At 37.1% G+C, this 17,659-nt stretch carries 23 protein-coding genes; 6 read left to right on the top strand and 17 right to left on the bottom strand.

Annotation, left to right across the window (positions count from 1 at the left end; genetic code table 11):
• Nucleotides 1–40 precede the first annotated feature (40 nt).
• The 7 genes from MKX67_RS08460 to MKX67_RS08430 all read right to left on the bottom strand — a co-directional run bounded on the left by MKX67_RS08460 (nt 41) and on the right by MKX67_RS08430 (nt 3,706).
• Nucleotides 41–295, bottom strand: a complete 255-nt coding sequence (locus MKX67_RS08460) for a stage VI sporulation protein F (protein ID WP_095369772.1) — start codon at nt 293–295, stop codon at nt 41–43.
• 143 nt (nt 296–438) lie between these two features.
• Nucleotides 439–591, bottom strand: coding sequence for a YjcZ family sporulation protein (locus tag MKX67_RS08455; RefSeq protein ID WP_095369773.1), 153 nt, complete (start codon nt 589–591; stop codon nt 439–441).
• Between the two features lie 103 nt (nt 592–694).
• Nucleotides 695–1,051: a stage V sporulation protein AE gene (spoVAE, locus tag MKX67_RS08450; RefSeq protein ID WP_095369774.1), complete on the bottom strand. Its 357-nt coding sequence runs from the start codon at nt 1,049–1,051 to the stop codon at nt 695–697.
• A gap of 18 nt (nt 1,052–1,069) precedes the next feature.
• Entirely contained in the window at nt 1,070–2,080 is a 1,011-nt protein-coding gene (gene spoVAD, locus MKX67_RS08445) for a stage V sporulation protein AD (protein WP_095369775.1), read from the bottom strand.
• Complete coding sequence (spoVAC, locus tag MKX67_RS08440; RefSeq protein WP_095369776.1) at nt 2,080–2,553, bottom strand: stage V sporulation protein AC; 474 nt, start codon at nt 2,551–2,553, stop codon at nt 2,080–2,082. Before spoVAC ends, spoVAD begins: the two co-directional genes overlap by 1 nt.
• A 14-nt stretch (nt 2,554–2,567) precedes the next feature.
• Nucleotides 2,568–3,035: a YhcN/YlaJ family sporulation lipoprotein gene (locus tag MKX67_RS08435; protein WP_322909178.1), complete on the bottom strand. Its 468-nt coding sequence runs from the start codon at nt 3,033–3,035 to the stop codon at nt 2,568–2,570.
• A 314-nt stretch (nt 3,036–3,349) separates the two neighbouring features.
• Complete coding sequence (locus MKX67_RS08430) at nt 3,350–3,706, bottom strand: DUF1360 domain-containing protein (RefSeq protein ID WP_095369777.1); 357 nt, start codon at nt 3,704–3,706, stop codon at nt 3,350–3,352.
• Nucleotides 3,707–3,837: 131 nt separating this feature from the next.
• Here MKX67_RS08430 and MKX67_RS08425 point away from each other — a divergent pair, with 131 nt between their 5' ends.
• On the top strand, nt 3,838–4,374 hold the full coding sequence (locus MKX67_RS08425) for a CotY/CotZ family spore coat protein (RefSeq protein WP_095369778.1): 537 nt from the start codon (nt 3,838–3,840) through the stop codon (nt 4,372–4,374).
• Nucleotides 4,375–4,424: 50 nt separating this feature from the next.
• Here MKX67_RS08425 and MKX67_RS08420 read toward each other — a convergent pair whose 3' ends face one another.
• From MKX67_RS08420 to MKX67_RS08395, 6 genes are all read right to left on the bottom strand, one after another.
• Nucleotides 4,425–4,898, bottom strand: coding sequence for a CotO family spore coat protein (locus tag MKX67_RS08420; RefSeq protein WP_095369779.1), 474 nt, complete (start codon nt 4,896–4,898; stop codon nt 4,425–4,427).
• Nucleotides 4,899–5,291: 393 nt separating this feature from the next.
• Nucleotides 5,292–5,900, bottom strand: coding sequence for a hypothetical protein (locus tag MKX67_RS08415; protein WP_342489131.1), 609 nt, complete (start codon nt 5,898–5,900; stop codon nt 5,292–5,294).
• 111 nt (nt 5,901–6,011) lie between these two features.
• Entirely contained in the window at nt 6,012–6,818 is an 807-nt protein-coding gene (locus MKX67_RS08410) for a hypothetical protein (RefSeq protein WP_342489130.1), read from the bottom strand.
• The gene (locus tag MKX67_RS08405; protein ID WP_342489129.1) at nt 6,778–6,972 is read right to left on the bottom strand and encodes a hypothetical protein; all 195 of its coding nucleotides are present in this window, start codon (nt 6,970–6,972) and stop codon (nt 6,778–6,780) included. Before MKX67_RS08405 ends, MKX67_RS08410 begins: the two co-directional genes overlap by 41 nt.
• A gap of 316 nt (nt 6,973–7,288) precedes the next feature.
• Nucleotides 7,289–8,062, bottom strand: coding sequence for an enoyl-ACP reductase FabI (gene fabI, locus MKX67_RS08400; protein WP_342489128.1), 774 nt, complete (start codon nt 8,060–8,062; stop codon nt 7,289–7,291).
• A 154-nt stretch (nt 8,063–8,216) separates the two neighbouring features.
• A complete protein-coding gene (locus MKX67_RS08395) occupies nt 8,217–10,064 on the bottom strand; it encodes a cation:proton antiporter (RefSeq protein WP_342489127.1) in 1,848 nt (615 codons plus the stop codon).
• A gap of 134 nt (nt 10,065–10,198) precedes the next feature.
• Between MKX67_RS08395 and prpE the strand changes: the two genes are divergently transcribed.
• Nucleotides 10,199–10,933: a bis(5'-nucleosyl)-tetraphosphatase PrpE gene (gene prpE, locus MKX67_RS08390; protein WP_095369783.1), complete on the top strand. Its 735-nt coding sequence runs from the start codon at nt 10,199–10,201 to the stop codon at nt 10,931–10,933.
• On the opposite strand, the gene MKX67_RS08385 is transcribed toward prpE, so the two are convergent.
• From MKX67_RS08385 to MKX67_RS08370, 4 genes are all read right to left on the bottom strand, one after another.
• Entirely contained in the window at nt 10,930–11,817 is an 888-nt protein-coding gene (locus MKX67_RS08385; RefSeq protein ID WP_095369784.1) for an RluA family pseudouridine synthase, read from the bottom strand. The genes prpE and MKX67_RS08385 overlap by 4 nt on opposite strands.
• 387 nt (nt 11,818–12,204) lie before the next feature.
• Complete coding sequence (locus tag MKX67_RS08380) at nt 12,205–12,999, bottom strand: NAD kinase (protein WP_342489126.1); 795 nt, start codon at nt 12,997–12,999, stop codon at nt 12,205–12,207.
• A 28-nt stretch (nt 13,000–13,027) separates the two neighbouring features.
• The gene (locus MKX67_RS08375) at nt 13,028–13,666 is read right to left on the bottom strand and encodes a GTP pyrophosphokinase family protein (protein ID WP_095369786.1); all 639 of its coding nucleotides are present in this window, start codon (nt 13,664–13,666) and stop codon (nt 13,028–13,030) included.
• Between the two features lie 114 nt (nt 13,667–13,780).
• The gene (locus tag MKX67_RS08370) at nt 13,781–14,155 is read right to left on the bottom strand and encodes a hypothetical protein (RefSeq protein WP_342489125.1); all 375 of its coding nucleotides are present in this window, start codon (nt 14,153–14,155) and stop codon (nt 13,781–13,783) included.
• 162 nt (nt 14,156–14,317) lie between these two features.
• Here MKX67_RS08370 and MKX67_RS08365 point away from each other — a divergent pair, with 162 nt between their 5' ends.
• The 4 genes from MKX67_RS08365 (at nt 14,318) to MKX67_RS08350 (ending at nt 17,133) form a co-directional block, all read left to right on the top strand.
• A complete protein-coding gene (locus tag MKX67_RS08365; protein ID WP_322909173.1) occupies nt 14,318–14,908 on the top strand; it encodes a CYTH domain-containing protein in 591 nt (196 codons plus the stop codon).
• A 24-nt stretch (nt 14,909–14,932) separates the two neighbouring features.
• A complete protein-coding gene (locus MKX67_RS08360) occupies nt 14,933–15,580 on the top strand; it encodes a lytic transglycosylase domain-containing protein (protein ID WP_342489124.1) in 648 nt (215 codons plus the stop codon).
• A gap of 276 nt (nt 15,581–15,856) precedes the next feature.
• Nucleotides 15,857–16,264, top strand: a complete 408-nt coding sequence (locus MKX67_RS08355) for a globin (protein ID WP_095369790.1) — start codon at nt 15,857–15,859, stop codon at nt 16,262–16,264.
• A complete protein-coding gene (locus MKX67_RS08350) occupies nt 16,261–17,133 on the top strand; it encodes a ClpXP adapter SpxH family protein (protein ID WP_095369791.1) in 873 nt (290 codons plus the stop codon). The genes MKX67_RS08355 and MKX67_RS08350 overlap by 4 nt, the downstream gene beginning before the upstream one ends.
• Nucleotides 17,134–17,659 lie beyond the last annotated feature (526 nt).

Genomic DNA, 17,659 nt, shown 5'->3' with positions numbered 1-17,659 from the left:
GCAATCAATCGTTCGATAAAAAATTCTTGTTAGACTCTCATTATTTTTTATTAATCATTTTGTTTATTGTATTAAAGTCTAAAGACTTACCTTCTTTTACAATAGAATCGACAATTTTGTCTTCCATTTCTTGAGATACTGGTTTGTTGGCGATTTGCGACACCCTGCGAATGACGCCACGAACCGTGTCTTCATCTTTAAAATTCGCATTTTGTAACGAGCCCGCTAATTCAAATACATCCTTCATATTCACGCCTGTTTTTTTCTCGATATTCTTAAAAAAATGATTATCCATCCGCTACCTCACGCTCCTTCTTGAACTCCATTTATCTTATGTCGCCCAATTAAAAACGTGATAAAAATTTCTTTCAGAAAATTTATAACTATAAAAAAGAAGAGATGCTATTATTACACATCTCTCCAAAGAATAAAAGACAATTAGCAGAAACTAGCACCGACAATGACTAATAAAATGAAGAGGACAACGATTAAAACGAAAGTACCTCCAGCATAGCCACCGCCACCGCCGTAACCGTAGCCGCCGCCATAACCGCCACAACCACAATTGCCGCCATAGCCTCCAAAGCCCATATAAATTCACCTCACTAATGTATTTGTCCTTATACATTATGTATGGTTATATGAGAATGTTTGGGCATGTACCCGCTTGGCCCTTAATTCATTGAAATCAGGCTTATCCTTTTGGTTTGAAAATAAGGGCGCCAATAAAAGCAAACAGGATGGCGGATGAAATACCTGAGCTCGTAACTTCAAACATCCCTGTTAGTACGCCAATTAATCCATGTTGCTCTGCTTCTTGTAAAGCTCCGTGCACAAGTGAGTTACCGAAACTCGTTATGGGTACAGATGCACCAGCACCAGCAAAATCCAATAATGGCTCGTAAAGTCCTACCCCATCCAATATCGCTCCTAACACGACAAGCGCACTCAAAGTATGACCTGGTGTCAGTTTAAATACATCAAAACAAATTTGACCAATCACACAAAATAAGCCTCCAACAACAAAAGCCCAAAAAAACATTGGTAGCATATATTCATCCTCCTAACTTTATGGCATTTCAATCGCCACTGCATGTGCAATACATGGAATTGATTCATTTTGTTGTACTGTAAGTGGCGATAATAAGGCTCCTGTAGCGACCATTAAGATCTTTTTTAGCTCTCCTCTTTTCATTCTATTTAAGAGGTGACCATATAAAACGGATGCAGAACAACCTGCACCGCTTCCACCTGATTGCACGGGCTGATCTTCTTTATAAATGAGTATGCCACAATCTTGGAACTGTTCATCTGGAATAATAAGCCCCTTATTCTTTAATAATTCCAATGCAGTTACACGACCAATTTTTCCTAAGTCTCCAGTAACAATTAAGTCATAATAAGAGGGTTCTATTTGCATGTCTTGAAAATGATTATAAATGGTATCTGCTGCTGCAGGAGCCATTGCCCCACCCATATTAAATGGATCAGTCACCCCCATGTCAACCACCTTACCGATTGTTGCAGCTGTCGTAACCGGATCATTTCCTCCATTATTTTGAACGAGAAGTGCTGCACCAGCACCTGTTACTGTCCATTGTGCAGTTGGTGGCTTTTGCCCTCCATACTCTGTAGGGTAGCGAAATTGTTTTTCAACAGCAGCATTATGACTTGCTGCTCCTGTTATAACTGCATTTGCCCCACCATAATTAATCATAAATGAACCAAGCGCTAATCCTTCCATTGATGTGGAACATGCACCAAACAAACCGAAGTAAGGTATTTCTAATGATCTTGCGCTGAGACTTGTCGGGGTGATCTGATTAATTAAGTCACCACCTAGGAAGAATTGCACATCTTTTTTTTCCATTTCTGCTTTTCTTAATGCCGTTCGACTAGCACCTTCCATTAGCACACGATGTGCTTTTTCATATGAATCTTCTCCCATCCATAAATCTTCATGGAGAAGATCAAAGTCATCAGCTAAATGACCATTTGCCTCAAACGGCCCTCCAGTCACACCGGTAGCAATAATAGCTGGGCGTTGACTAAAAACCCATGATTGCTTCCCCTTTAGCATTAAATTACCCCCATATATATTAGAATAGTTTTGATTAATGCAACCACAAAAGCTGAGAATACTCCAAATAATAGAACCGAACCTGCTAGCTTAAACATATTAGAACCGACACCGAGGACAAACCCTTCCGTGCGATGTTCAATTGCCGCTGAAATAACCGCATTTCCAAAACCAGTTACTGGCACTGCACTACCTGCTCCTGCGAATTGTCCAAGTCTGTCATAAACACCAAATCCAGTTAAAAGCATCGCAATAAATATCATAGTAGCTACAGTAGGATTACTTGCTGTTTGCTCTGTGAAATTAAAGAAATAGATATAAAAATATGAAATCGCTTGTCCTACTATGCAGAATAATCCTCCAACCCAAAATGCCCGAAGACAATTTTTCAAGACTGGGCGCTTCGTTTCATATTTTTTTTCTAATTGATCATATTGCTCTTGGTCAGGCGTTTTTTTTGGTTTAGCACACATCCTTATTCACCTTCCTATGTTAATTCTTTTTTCAACTTAACTATTTTCTCGAACTTTTTTTCGGCTTCTTTTGCACTAAAATTGGGATTCTTCATTTGTTCATGTAATTCGACTACTTCAAGAAAAATCTTAAAATCACTTGAAACAATAAATTTAACATCAGGATATTTATCTTCTAATTTCCCTGTAACATTTTTCTCAATTTTTTTCATGTGAAATCTTTGTAAATGTCTTACTTTGTAAACAACTAAAACGGTATCATCATTCTTTACAATTGCTGCATCATATAATTCTTTCTGTTTTTCGATATCTTTTTCTATACTTTGCAGCATATCTTCATCAGTTGACCGTGATTCACTATGTATTAATGACGGAGTAGGGTTTGTTGCTTTAACAAGTGATAACGGTGCTTCATTAGAATCATGTTTACTACATCCAGCAATTAAAAATAAACTTATAAATAGTAGCAAGTATTTTGGCATTCTTGTCCCTTCCTTACCTTTTTCATTATTTTTTTATTTTCTCTAAAAGTTAATTTCTTATCCAAAAAAAACAAAAGACGAACCATTTATTAATGGCTCGTCTTTTTATATTAATTGCTTTTCTTCTTTTTCTTTCCACAACCACAACCGGAGGATTTTTTACTTCCCCCTGATTCTGCAATTCTCTTTTTAAAAGCTTCTTTATTTGTATATATTTTTTTGTTCAACTTCAAATGCCCTCCTTCATCATATATGCCTTTTACCTTTAACATATTCAAGTGAGGAAGAGCTCGTATAATCCAATAGCCCAATTTTTATTGAATAATCATTTTTTGAATGATCCCTTCAATAATTGCCGCCAATGCACTAATTGACAAAATCACCACTAACAACACACCTATTGTAGGGAAATATGCATACATTAAGTATATAATCACCGCACTCCATATCCCAGTGCACCAATAACAACTAAGAAGCTTACCAAAAAATCCAGTTATACCTTTATTTTTTGGAATGATATATGTTTCTATTTTCCCATGTTCATCCTCTTCATCAACTTCTAACATAAATGGTCTTCTTATAAATTCAGTGATTTGATCATAAACAATTAGTCTTGTTAGACGGAAAGAAGCAAATGAGAGTAAAAGAAATTCAAAAAAGGTAAGATCCATTCATATCTCCACCCTTCCTTTAAAAAATATGCCTATTTTTTCAAAAAATAAGGCGTTTGTCCGTAACCCATAGCCTGTTTCTTCAATATGTTATTAATGTAGATCAAAGAATGAATAAGGAGGAAAAGAATATGGGTTGTAACAAAAAGGATAATAAATACGGCAGCTGTGTAGCTGAAGTCGTACGTGCGATAAGAGATATCCAAGATCAAATTCGTGAAGATGAAGATTGTAATTGTGGCTCTAATTGTTTTTTAGAACCAATCGGTGCGATCTCTCCAAAGAGAGGTAAAAAGAAGAGAGTGAGACGCCCTAACACGCGCGTATTTACGTTAAGTACAGCTGATGGTTCACCATTCCACGCATTTTTAACAAATGTTGATGATTGCTCTTGTACGTCAATTTTCTTTAGAGTAGAAGAGATATTCGATAATTCATGTGCTACGCTAAGAGTTTTAGAACCAGTTACTGAAACAAGTCCTGGTTGCTATGAAACAGCTGATATTACAGAAGGTTGCTGCATTGATTTATCTAAAATTTGTAAAGTAGATGGTTTCCGTTCTAGTGAAAACTGTATCACTGTAGATTTGGATTGCTTCTGTGCAGTTCAATGTATTCAAGATATTTATTTACCAGTAGATAATTGTGTTGAATATTTCGAAGACTAATTGTATATAAGCCAGTCGTTTACTCGACTGGCTTTTTATATACAGTCTACTCACCTAAAACCGACCATTTTTATCGATTTTATACTATGAATATGAATGGTTTGCATACTGCCGCTTAATGTTTTAATCATTAACTCATTGCCTTGTTTTAACTCAATAAATCCCCTAATATGCTTATCATCACTTATAAATAAGCAAGGTACAGGAGGTAATTGCTTAGGAAAATGAAGGAGATAATCAATCCTTTCCTGGACATTCATATCCTTAAAACTTTTCACACGGTTAAACCCTTGCTCACTTTCTGACTGACTTTCCTCGTATTCTTCTAAAACTTGCTGTACATGTTCTTCTTTTTTCTCCACCTCACCTTGTTCATCTATTGAAGAATTTGTGATAACCTCTTTTTCTTCTTCCTCAACTTCATTTTTACTGGAATAAGTTGACTGCATTGATGTCGAAGGAGAAGGAAGATTAGATTGTTGTACATATAATAAAGGCTTCTTTTTTTTATTTTGCGTATCCATGTCTTTCACCTATCCCTCTTCAATAAATTCGAAGCGCCAACATATTATATGTGAAATAAAAATGGGCGTTCATTTTAACTAACTGAAAGGAAAAAATTCGCCAGAAGACTTCAATCTACGAAATGTTTTCATATAGAGTCCTACTACAATAAATTTATATTCATATCCCTGATTGTCTTATATCACCTTATTTAAAGTTTCTTTATCGATCAAAAAAATAATGAAAAAAGATCTTATGAAACAGTATTCAAATATTTCAGACTCCTCTTTAATTATCAGTACATGTTACTAACGTTTTTTCAGGTTTTCCAAAAGATCAGTAGACAATGGTGAAGAAGTGTGTCATAAGTTAGATTAAAAATAATAGAATTAAGAAACTAAGCGTGAAGCCTTTCACAATGTAAATGGCATGATGAGAGCTGAGTTTTGCACGACACTCAAATGCAAAATCTCACTTGAGTGCCTCGCTGATGAGATTGGCATAGCTTTCAAATACGAAATCTCACTCGAGTGCCTCGCTAATAGGATTTGCACCGCACTCAGATGCGAAACCTCTCTTGAGTGCCTCGCTATTGGGATTGGCACAGCACTCACATGCGAAACCTCTCTTGAGTGCCTCGCTATTGGGATTGGCACAGCACTCACATGCGAAATCTCACTTGAGTGCCCAACTAATGGGATTGGTACAGCACTCACATGCGTAACCTCACACGAGTGACTCGCTAATGGGGTTGGCACGGCACTCACATGCGAAATCTCTCTTGAGTGCCTCGCTATTGGGATTGGCATGGCACTCACATGCGAAATCTCTCTTGAGTGCCCCGCTAATGCGATTTGCACAGCACTCACATGCGAAATCTCACTCGAGTGCCTCGCTAATACGATTTCCACGGCACTCACATGCGAAACCTCACTCGAGTGCCTCGCTATTGGGATTGGCACGGCACTCAAATACGAAATCTCACTTGAGTGCCTCGCTAATGCGATTTGCACAGCACTCAAATACGAAACCTCTCTTGAGTGCCTCACTAATGGGATTTGCACGGCGCTCAAATATATATCTCACTTGAGTACCCCGCTAATGGGATTTCCACGGCACTCACATGCGATACCTCACACGAGTGCCTCGCTAATGGGATTTTCTACGGCACTCACATGCGAAATCTCACTCGAGTGCCTCGCTAATGGGATTTGCGCAGTACTCAAATACGAAACCTCACTCGAGGGCCTCGCTAATGGGATTGGCACGGCACTCAAATACGAAATCTCACTTGAGTGCCCCGCTAATGCAATTTGCACAGCACTCAAATACGAAACCTCACTTGAGTGCCTCACTAATGGAATTTGCACGGCGCTCAAATATGAAATCTCACTTGAGTGCCCCGCTAATGGGATTTCCACGGCACTCACATGCGAATCCTCACACGAGTGCCCCGCTAATGGGATCTGCACAGCACTCACGTGCAAAACCTCTCTTGAGTGCCTCGCTAATGCGATTTGCACGGCACTCACATGCGAAATCTCACTCGAGTGCCTCGCTAATAAGATTTCCACGGCACTCACATGCGAAATCTCACTCGAGTGCCTCGCTAATGGGATTCCCACGGCACTCACATGCGTAATCTCACTTGAGTGCCTCGCTAATGGGATTTCCACGGCACTCACATGCGAAACCTCACTCGAGTTCCCCGCTAATGGGATCTGCACAGCACTCACATGCAAAACCTCTCTTGAGTGCCCCGCTAATGCGATTTGCACGGCACTCACATGCGAAACCTCACTCGAGTGCCTCGCTAATAAGATTTGCACGGCACTCACATGCGTAATCTCACTCGAGTGCCTCGCTAATAAGATTTCCACGGCACTCACATGCGTAATCTCACTTGAGTGCCTCACTAATGGAATTTGCACGGAGCTCAAATAAGAAACCTCTCCTTGAGTGCCTCGCTAATGGGATTCCCACGGCACTCACATGCGAAATCTCACTCGAGTGCCTCGCTAATGGGATTTGCACAGCACTCACATGCAAAACCTCTCTTGAGTGCCCCGCTAATGCGATTTGCACAGCTCTCAAATGCGAAATCTCACATGAGTGCCCCGCAAATAGGATTGGCATGGTACTGAAATACAAAATCAAAGATGTAAGCCGAGCTAAGAGCGTTTGCAAAATATGTGCAAACCGAAGATACACAAACATTACCATGATTCTTTTTTTCATGTATATTATTAGCTGGACATTTCGCGTCTCGTTTCCACTCCAACACACCGTGCTATGGAAATAGAAAATGCGCACACAACTTGTCTTATAGTTAACGAGTTGTGTGCGCATGAAATAAATTGTGCAATTTTAAATGAATGCTAGCCATTCATTTATTAACAATTGTACTGAATTAGCGAATGTGATAACCAGAATCGACGTGAATATTTTCTCCCGTAATACCTCTTGACATGTCGCTAAACAAGAACACAGCTGTATCTCCTACTTCTTCAGGCGTTGTTGTTCTTTGTAATGGCGCATTCTCTTCGATTTCTTTTAAGATTGAATTGAATTCACCAATACCTTTAGCTGACAAAGTACGAATAGGACCAGCAGAGATAGAATTTACGCGAATATTCTCTTTTCCTAAGTCAACTGCTAAATATTTAACACTTGCATCAAGTGAAGCTTTTGCTACACCCATGACATTATAGTTTTTAATTGCTCTTTCACCACCAAGGTAAGTCATGGTAACAATGCTACCGCCTTCAGCCATTAATGGTCTTGCTGCTTTAGCAACAGCTGTTAAAGAATACGAACTAATATTATGCGCTAACAAGAAGCCATCCCTAGATGTATTCATATACTCTCCTTGAAGCTCTTCTTTATTGGCAAATGCGATACAGTGTGCAATACCATTAATTTCTCCAACTGCTTCTTTTATTTGTCTAAAACAACTCTCTACATCTTCATCATTCGTCACATCACAAGGTAATACAAGTGAGTTCTCCGCACCATCAAGGGTACTTACTAAATCTCGGACACTTTTCTCTAATCTTTCACCAGCATATGTAAAAATGAGGCTTGCACCTGCTGTATGTAGTGACCTTGCTATTCCCCAGGCAATACTACGTTTATTCGCTACGCCCATTACAACGTAAGTTTTCCCTTTTAATGAGATCGTCATTTTATAATCCCCCTATAATTTATACATGTTATTAGTACCTAGTACTAATATTACATGAAAAACATTCAACTTTCAATAGGAATGTGACGCATGAGGTTATACAAAAAAAATACGAATAGACTCTGTCATAGAATCTATTCGTACCTAGAAATAATTAGTGAAGCTCTAATTCCCACTTCAATTCTTCCACATATTCCCGAGAACCGGTGACGATTAAGCGATCGTTTAATAAAAGCTCTGTATCACCGTGGGGAATAATTGTTTCTTGCCCCCTTAAGATACGAACAAATATAACATCACCGGCAAAAGGAAATCGTCTGATTGTCATTCCATCAAATTTAGAATTTCGTAATTTCACGTCATATAAGGTCGTTTCTTGATTTTCAAATATCTCCACTACACTCGGAGAAGCGATCAACGCTCGTAATAAAGTTTTCGTTGACAACATACTTGAAAATGATTCAATTCCAGCACCTATTGCCTTTTCTTCAAGAATGGGGTTTTCTAAACGACAAATGACACGATTAATTCCTGATTCATTCAGTGCTTCTGCCAGTTCAAGGTTAATATCCTCATCTCCAGTTGTAATCACAACAACATCAGCTTGCAATATTTCTGTTTCTTTTATTGCTTCCATTGAAAAAGCAGGAAGTTCATTCAACTCGAAGGCTGGTATAATAAATGGTTCCTCTTTTTGCTGAGCTGTATGATAAACACTCGTTTCATACATATCTGAAGCTAATTCATTGGATAACGGCATTGTAATCTGGTTCGCACCAATGAAGGATACTTTAATCTTCTTCTCTTTGACCGTTTCTTTTGGAAATAATTTCTTAAAGACAATAGGTGTAAAGATGCTACTGATAACAGCTACCAATATTAGCATCCCCCCCATTTCTTCAGAGATCATACCCATTCTTTGACCAATGGTCGCAGCTGCAATGACTAATGAAAGCGTCGAAGTTAAAATAAATCCTGACGCGACAACAGTTTTCATATCATACCATTTCTTCATATAAAAAACCGGGATTAATTTAGATATGAGCAATGCCAATAATAATAATGGAATAAACACTAATAACATTGGCTCAGCGAAAAGTGACCAAATATCTAAATCAACACCTACCATTACAAAGAAAATTGGTATTAAAAAGCCGTATCCAAACGAATCTAATTTATGAACAAGTTCTTGGTTTGGTGCCAATAATGAGACAAGTACACCTGCTAAAAATGCTCCTAAGATATTCTCTGCTCCAACAGATTCTGAAACAGCTACTAAGAAAATAATGAGTGCAAAAACAGCCCTCGTGCCAATTTGAATTGTTCCAGTTGATAGCGACTGTATGAAGTTATTATTTTTATATCTTCTTCCTACAAAGTATAAGATCACGCCAACAACAAATAGTAGTAATAATAACCATGTATTCCCTTCTCCGCCATCATTTACTGAAACAAATACGGCGAGTAGAATCATCGTTGCTAAATCGGCAATGACCGCTACAAGCAAGATGATTTGCCCGATATTAGTATTCATGATGTTCCCTTCTTTTAAGGTAGGAACAACAACGCCAAGTGAGATCGTTGATATAATTAACGTCATTAGAAACACATTATCGATAAAGCCTACTAAAACAAATACATATGATAAAACTAATGACACGATAAAAATACCGGCGAAAATGATGCTCGCAGTGAGAAATGCATTTGGTTCAGGTTTGCCATTTTCCAATCGGTGCTTTTTCTTTTTCGATGAAAATGCGGAAAAATCTATTTCAAGCCCACTTAGAAACATTAAGAAGATAAAACCTAATGTCGATAAAGTTTCAAGCCACATATCCTCTTGTACTATATTAAATCCACTTTTCCCAATAATTAATCCTGCTAGAATTTCTGCTACTACAACTGGGATAAAGTTGATTTTTAGACGATGTAGTATAATCGGTACTAAGAAAGCTATCACGATAACAATTACAAGTGAGGCGACTGAATTTCCATGTTCCATTCTATATCACTCCTTTTTAATAAAATTAGTCGAAATAAAATCTAAACATATGAAAAATAAAAATGCAAACGATAAGAATTCTATAACTTTCATATCTAAACGATTCAAACTACTTTAAAAGTGAGGGACTGTAAATGAAACTAGATATAATTGGGGATATTCATGGTTGTTATAAAGAGTTTAAGGATCTAACCGTTCAGCTAGGCTATGACTGGCATTCAGGCATTCCTTTAAAACACGATAGGCAGCTCGCATTTATCGGTGATTTAACTGATCGTGGTCCACAATCATTAAAAGTCATTCAAACCGTATATCAATTAATAAAAAAGAATCGAGCTTATTATGTTCCTGGCAATCACTGCAATAAATTATACCGCTATGCACTAGGAAATCCTGTAAAGACTACTCACGGTTTAGAAACGACAGTAGAAGAATTACAAAGCTTAAATAAACAAGAAAGAAAAGATATACTTCGTAAGTTTATCGAGTTATACGAACAATCTCCTCTTTATTATTTACTAGACGAAGGAAGACTATTATTAGTACATGCAGGAATGAAGGAAGAGTGGATTGGTAAAAAAGATAAAAAAGCAAAAACATTTGCTCTTTATGGTGATATTACAGGAGAGAACCATCCTGATGGATCTCCTATTAGAAGAGATTGGGCACAAAATTATGCTGGACAAACATTAATTGTTTACGGCCATACACCTGTGAGAGAAGTGCGCAAAATCAATCAAACATATAATATTGATACTGGCGCAGTTTTTGGCAATAAATTAACGGCTCTTAAATACCCTGAATTACAGACTGTATCTGTTTCCTCTTCGCTTCCCTTCCAGGAGGGTAAATTTGCTCGCTTTGATTAACTTAGTAATGCTTGCATATCTTCAGGATAAGGAATTGAAAAGTTAAGGACTTCCATCGATATAGGATGGGTAAAAGATAGGGAAAAACAATGCAAGGCTTGACGTTGCAGCAATTTGGTCGAACCCCCATATAAATTATCTCCTACTAAAGGAAAGCCGATATGAGATAGGTGCACTCGTATTTGATGGGTTCTGCCCGTTTTTAAAGACAATTCTAATTCAGTGAATTGTCTTTCTTTTTGCTGAGATAGTTGTTTAAAATACGTCACTGCATGTTTACCATTCGGGCTAACCATTCTTTCGATAATGCTATCAGGTTTTCTGCCAATTGGCTCCTCAATCCACCCTTCCTTTGTTGCCATTAACCCACAAACAAAAGCTTTATATTTTCTTTGAACACCATTATTTTGCTGCTGACGACTTAAAAGATGATGAACATGACGGTGCTTGGCAATTAATACTAAACCTGACGTCTCTCTGTCCAGTCTTGTAACAATATGAATAGTGGACTCTATTCCTTGGTTGATATAATAACCTAATAAGGCATTCGCTAAACTCCCACCTGGATGTTCTCGCGATGGAATAGTGCTCATACCTGCTGGCTTCACAACGATTAATACTGCATCGTCTTCGTAAAGAATGGAGAGAGGAATATTTTCAGGTTGCAAACCTTCACTTCTTTTCTCAAGTGGAAAGCCAACCTCTAATACATCGCCGTTATTAATCATATACCGCACATTTTGTTCTACTCCATTCACTTTTATAAAACCTCCAGCAAACTTTATATCTGTCAAAGCGGTTTTAGAAATATTTTGCTGTGATAGGAATGATTTGATATTAACTGGTGTATCAAGTGAATCAATTTGCCATTGTAAAGTAAACATTCTTTTATCTCCTTATAAACGAAGTAAATGCAAACAAAGACAGTTCTTTAAGAAGCATTGGGATACGAGTGAAATGAAGCTTATTTTTCCAGCCTACCTTAGGAATATTGCTGTGGACAGCAACTCAAAGCTTCTATATCATGCTCCTTTAGAAAATATCAGAGTTAAGTGTGCGAACAATTTTATTATATTGCCATTCTCTTTTGTCAAACGCTTGGATGCTTGGTCATAGTGACTTTTTCTATTTTTGCTTGTGGATTACTGAACTTATACATTTTGCATTTACAGGAAAGAAAAATCCGAACATATTCAAACCCTTTGACAGAATTAGAATAACTTGTTCGGATTTCCATTCAACTAGCATCCATTTTACCCAAAGTCACTCAGTTAATCAGCAACAAATGAATCATGTACTCTTTTCCAAAATGGAAATGGTCTGAATCTAGCAAAGCGAATTTTTTCATCGGCTACACGGTATTGAATTGATTTTACATCTTTATGCAAAAGCGATAAATGATCGATTGTAATCTTAAAATCCGGTTTATTCACAGGCTTTAAAAGGCAAGCATGGTGTGCTGGTAAAACTAAAGGTGAACCGACTGTTCTAAACACTTTATTATTAATCGATGCCATTTCAGCTAATTGAATAGCAGGTAATGACGGATGTAATATCGCACCACCTAACGCCTTATTATAAGCCGTACTCCCTGAAGGCGTGGATAAACATAAACCGTCTCCTCTAAATCTTTCAAAATGCTGACCTCGAATCTCTACATCCATCACAAATGTACCATTCACAGCTTTAACTGTAGACTCGTTCAAAGCCAAATACCTTGTTTCTTTGCCCCCATTCAAATAGCGGACAATGACTTCAAGAAGAGGGTATTCCACCACTTGGAAAGGAGTTTTTGCTATTGCGATTACAAGCTTTTCAATTTCATCAGGTACCCAATCAGCATAAAATCCTAAGTGGCCCGTATGAACACCAACGAATGCTGTTTTATCAAGGCGGCTGCTATATCTGTGAAATGCGTACAACAAAGTTCCATCGCCACCAACAGAAATGACTATATCTGGTTGTTCTTCATCATATACTAGATCAAAATCAAGTAAGTACGATCTCATCTTATGCATCAATGTATTCGATTTCGTATCACCTTTAGACGTAATCGCAAATCTCATTGTTTAGTAGCTCCTCTTATTTTTCATTCTATGACTTATTCTTTTGCTGCTTTTCTTTATTTTGTGAAAAAAATGCTTGTGCATCTTGAATTTCTCCTCGAATCGATGACATTTCTTCATCTAATCTAAATGCTGCTTCAGCTGCTCTTTGTAATCTCATTTGAATATCAGATGGAAATTGGCCTTTATATTTATAATTTAATGAATGCTCAACCGTGGCCCAAAAATTCATCGCTAACGTTCTAATTTGAATTTCCGCTAATATCTTTTTCTCCCCATGGATAGTTTGTACAGGGTAAGCGATAACTACATGATAAGAGCGGTACCCACTTGCTTTTTCATGAGAAATATAATCTCTTTCTTCCACCACTTCAAAGTCATTTCTCATACGTAACAATTCTACTACCTTCATTATATCATCAACAAATTGACACATCATTCTCATACCTGCTATGTCTTGCATTTCTACATCCAACCTATTAAGTGGAATTCCTTTTTGGTTGGCTTTATCTAATATACTAGCTATAGGTTTTACCCTGCCGGTCACAAATTCTATAGGAGAGTGCTCTGGGACGAAATCAAACTGACTTCTCATCCCTTTTAGTTTCACTTTTAACTCTTCTACAGCTTGTTTATATGGCCCTAAAAATTGATCCCAATGCTTCATACATGCACCACCCTTATGTAAGTTCATTTCTCTAACTTGATTTAGTTAGAAATTTTTGCAATAAAGCGACGAAAGAAACTTAGGTACATGATTTACTCTTCATTAGTAGAGAAGTTACTCAAACATAGCCTCGACTTTCTCAACCATTTCATCTCCATAATTACTGTTACCCCGTATATTTTCAATAAGATATTGTAATTCCTCTTGAAATAAAGGTAATTTAAGCTTTTCTTTTCCATCATGCAAATACACTTCACCATTAAAAACCAATGCTTGCTTTAATTGTTGCCATAATGATTCATGTAACATGATATATGTATAATCATCATTTTTTTCTGTTATGTATATAAATGATAAATGGTCGGAATCTACTAGCATCTGTGCTCTTGGCTCGAAATCATTCACAGATAAAGTAGAGTCAATTTCTAATAATAATTCCTTTCCTTCATCATTCCATAACGCACTTTGTACTTCTACTTTTTTATTCATTTCATCTACCTCCAAACTCTTACATTTTACCATAGAAGGGGAAAAAATCTCAAAGAACATTGCAGATTATGCGATACAGCGCCATAATAATGATAAGTATTAAGAAATCATGTATCTCTCATTTGATTATACATGTAGTCGAGAGAATAGGAAGGATTAATCATGTCACAAAATATAGAAATTGAATTTAAAAATATGCTTACAGAACAGGAATTTGCTCAATTAAGAAAGCATCTTCATATAGAAGACAAAGATTTCTTCACTCAAATCAACTATTATTTTGATACGCCAACTTTCTTTTTAAAAAACGAAGGATGTGCGCTTCGAATTAGAGAAAAAAATAATCAATTCGAACTCACATTAAAGCAACCTCACCCAGATGGCTTATTAGAAACTAACCATGATCTTCAACCGGAAGAAGCAAAGCATATCATCAAACAAGGGTACATCGATAAGCAATATTTAGCTTCACTTAAAAGTGACCTCCATTTCCCTGAGGAGACGTTTAAGTTATTTGGTTCTTTATTAACAAGCCGTGCAGAAAAAAATAATGCGGACGGTTTAATCGTCCTAGATAATAGTGAATATTTAAATAAGGTGGACTTTGAATTAGAATATGAGGTTTTGAATAGGGAAAATGGCTTAAATTCCTTTAAAAAACTATTAAAAGAGATGAATATACCGATAAGAAAAACAGAGAACAAAGTGAAAAGATTATTTCGGGAAGTTCAGAAAAGAAGAATAGATGATTAACAAGGACATATGAGGAGAGTCATAATGAATATTGATCAGCTTAAACTATTAATGCAAATGCAAAGCTTACAAACCTTTCTTCCAAATACAACGCAAAACAGCAATACAACTGATTTTTCACAATTATTATCAAATTCAATTACAGCAAGAATGAATGATTCTTCTGCTGATTTCTCACAGGAGATAGGAGCAGTTCAAACGATAGCCGAAACAATGCTCACCTCTTCTCCTGTTTCTCTTCCTCCTGTACAGCTTACGAAGTTTAAAGGAGAGAATAGTGATCAATCAATTCAAAATATCATTCATCAAGCTGCATCCGCCTATAACGTACCAACTGAATTAATTACTGCTGTTATTCAACAAGAGTCCAACTTTAATCCGAATGCAGTTAGTTCAGCAGGTGCAAGTGGTTTGATGCAATTAATGCCCGAAACAGCTAAGTGGCTTGGTGTGAATGATAGATTTGATGCCACCCAAAATGTTATGGCAGGAACAAAATATTTAAGACAAATGCTTGATCGTTATGGGAATAATACCGAGCTTGCTTTAGCAGCATATAATGCTGGTCCTGGTAATGTTGATAAGTATAATGGCATTCCACCCTTTAAAGAAACACAAAACTATGTTCAAAAGGTGACAGAGAATTTACTAAACCAAAAACAATTTGTCTAAGTATCGTAGTGACTTCATTTTTGAGTCACTACTTTTTTGTTTTAGAAATCCAACCTCGAGAATCATCCTCCGTACTTGTTTTCCAAGAGATCTGCCCCATATAATAGAACTGAAAATACCTGCATACTGAATATTAATTCGTGGCACAAAGCTATTTGTTTGAGATATAGCCGTTACATTGATAAAATAATATCAAAACATGAAGGAATTATGTCTAGCTGATGAAATAATCATCGCTTTTATTAACATACTTTTGTTTAAAGGGGTTCTATCACAATGGTCGAGAATATCAATACTCCGTTCGACGCGTTAGGTGAGGAAAAACTTCACCTACTTGTTGAAGCATTTTATAAACGGGTTGGACAACATCCTGAGCTCGTCCCAATCTTTCCTGACGATCTAACTGAAACAATTAGAAAACAAAAGCAGTTTCTGACACAATTTTTAGGCGGCCCGCCATTATATACCTCAGAACACGGTCACCCGATGCTGAGAGCACGGCACCTACCTTTTGCCATCACAATGACACGTGCGAAGGCATGGCTCTCTTGTATGGAGGATGCAATGAATGAAGTCGAATTGGATACACGCTTGAAAGAAGGATTTCTCGAGAGACTGACTCTCACAGCACAACATATGGTAAATACACCTGAAAAAGATGAATTAGAGGGTGATGACAAATGAATCATGAAGAATTTGAAAGTAAATCTGTCTCACCACATTGTCATGGTAGTGAAAATAAGCCGTTAGAAATCTATATGTTTATTGATCCGCTATGCCCAGAATGTTGGAGTTTAGAGCCGATAATTAAAAAACTGTCTGTAGAATATGGTCGGTATTTTTCTCTCAAGCATGTAATAAGTGGGAAGCTCAATGCTTTAAATAGAGGCAAAAGACAAAACTACGACCAATTAGTTGAACAATGGGAGAAAACCGCTAGTCGATCAGGGATGTCATGTGACGGCTCTGTTTGGTACGAAAATCCGGTATTATCCCCTCAGTTAGCCTCCATTGCCATTAAGGCAGCCGAACTACAGGGCAGAAAAGCCGGCATTCGTTTTTTGAGAAAACTTCAAGAGAAGTTGTTTCTCGAAAAGAAAAACGTATCAGACTTTGATGTATTAAAAGAATGCGCCAGCCAAATTGGCTTAGACGTAGTTGAATTTGTAACCGATATACATTCAGAAAGTGCTGCAAAAGCATTTCAATGTGATGTAAAGATTACAGCTGAGATGGATGTAGAAGAAATTCCAACGATGGTGTTCTTCAATGAAAACATTGAAGATGAAGGCATAAAAGTTACAGGGCAGTACAGCTTTGATGTGTATGAGCAAATACTAAAGGAAATGGTTCCATATAGACTCGAACCTTCTCCATTACCTGACATAGAGCTGTTTATTAAACATTATAAACTTGTCGCAACTTCAGAAATAGCAGTCGTTTATAATATGACGGAGCAAGAAGTAAATAAAGAAATGAAAAAACTTCAACTGAAGCAAGTGGTCGAGCAAGTACCTGCAAAGCACGGATCTTTTTGGAAATCACTAGACTGATGATACTTATCATCAGTCTTTTTTATGCCGTGGTAAAGGGCGGACTAAAAGGAAAAACCTCACCATTACAGTATGAAGCGTCTCCCCTATTCATGCTCACACTCCCTGTTAATCGCCTAACATGACAAAATTAGTTCTCTCTTTCTATTGTTCACACCATTGGCTTCTCTTGTAAGTGAAACGAAACTTCTATCTAATGCTGTTTATCATTAATTGCAATGCCTGTTTCTTAGTCAAAATGGTTTGTAAGACCCAATCAAGTGGAGAATCAGTTTATGGATGGTATGTCATATTTATTTTTCTTAAAAACATAAGTCAATCAACCTTCAATCCACATAGTAAAAAACCCTACACTCTCTCATGAGGCGTAGGGTTTTTCATGTAAATATATTTAACAAAGGGGATGGGAGAAATTTTTCACGATCAAACAAAGGGGTAAATTGTTTGTTTGTGATTAACTTCACAATACAAATATACCATGGCTTTTTTAAGCTCGCAATAGTTTGTGTACCATTTCACATTATTG

Source organism: Cytobacillus sp. FSL W7-1323 (assembly GCF_038595015.1).
GTDB classification, from domain to species: Bacteria; Bacillota; Bacilli; order Bacillales; family Cytobacillaceae; genus Cytobacillus; species Cytobacillus kochii.
The sequence above is the reverse complement of the archived record's forward strand: the minus strand, read 5'-3'. Positions and strand labels throughout refer to the sequence as shown.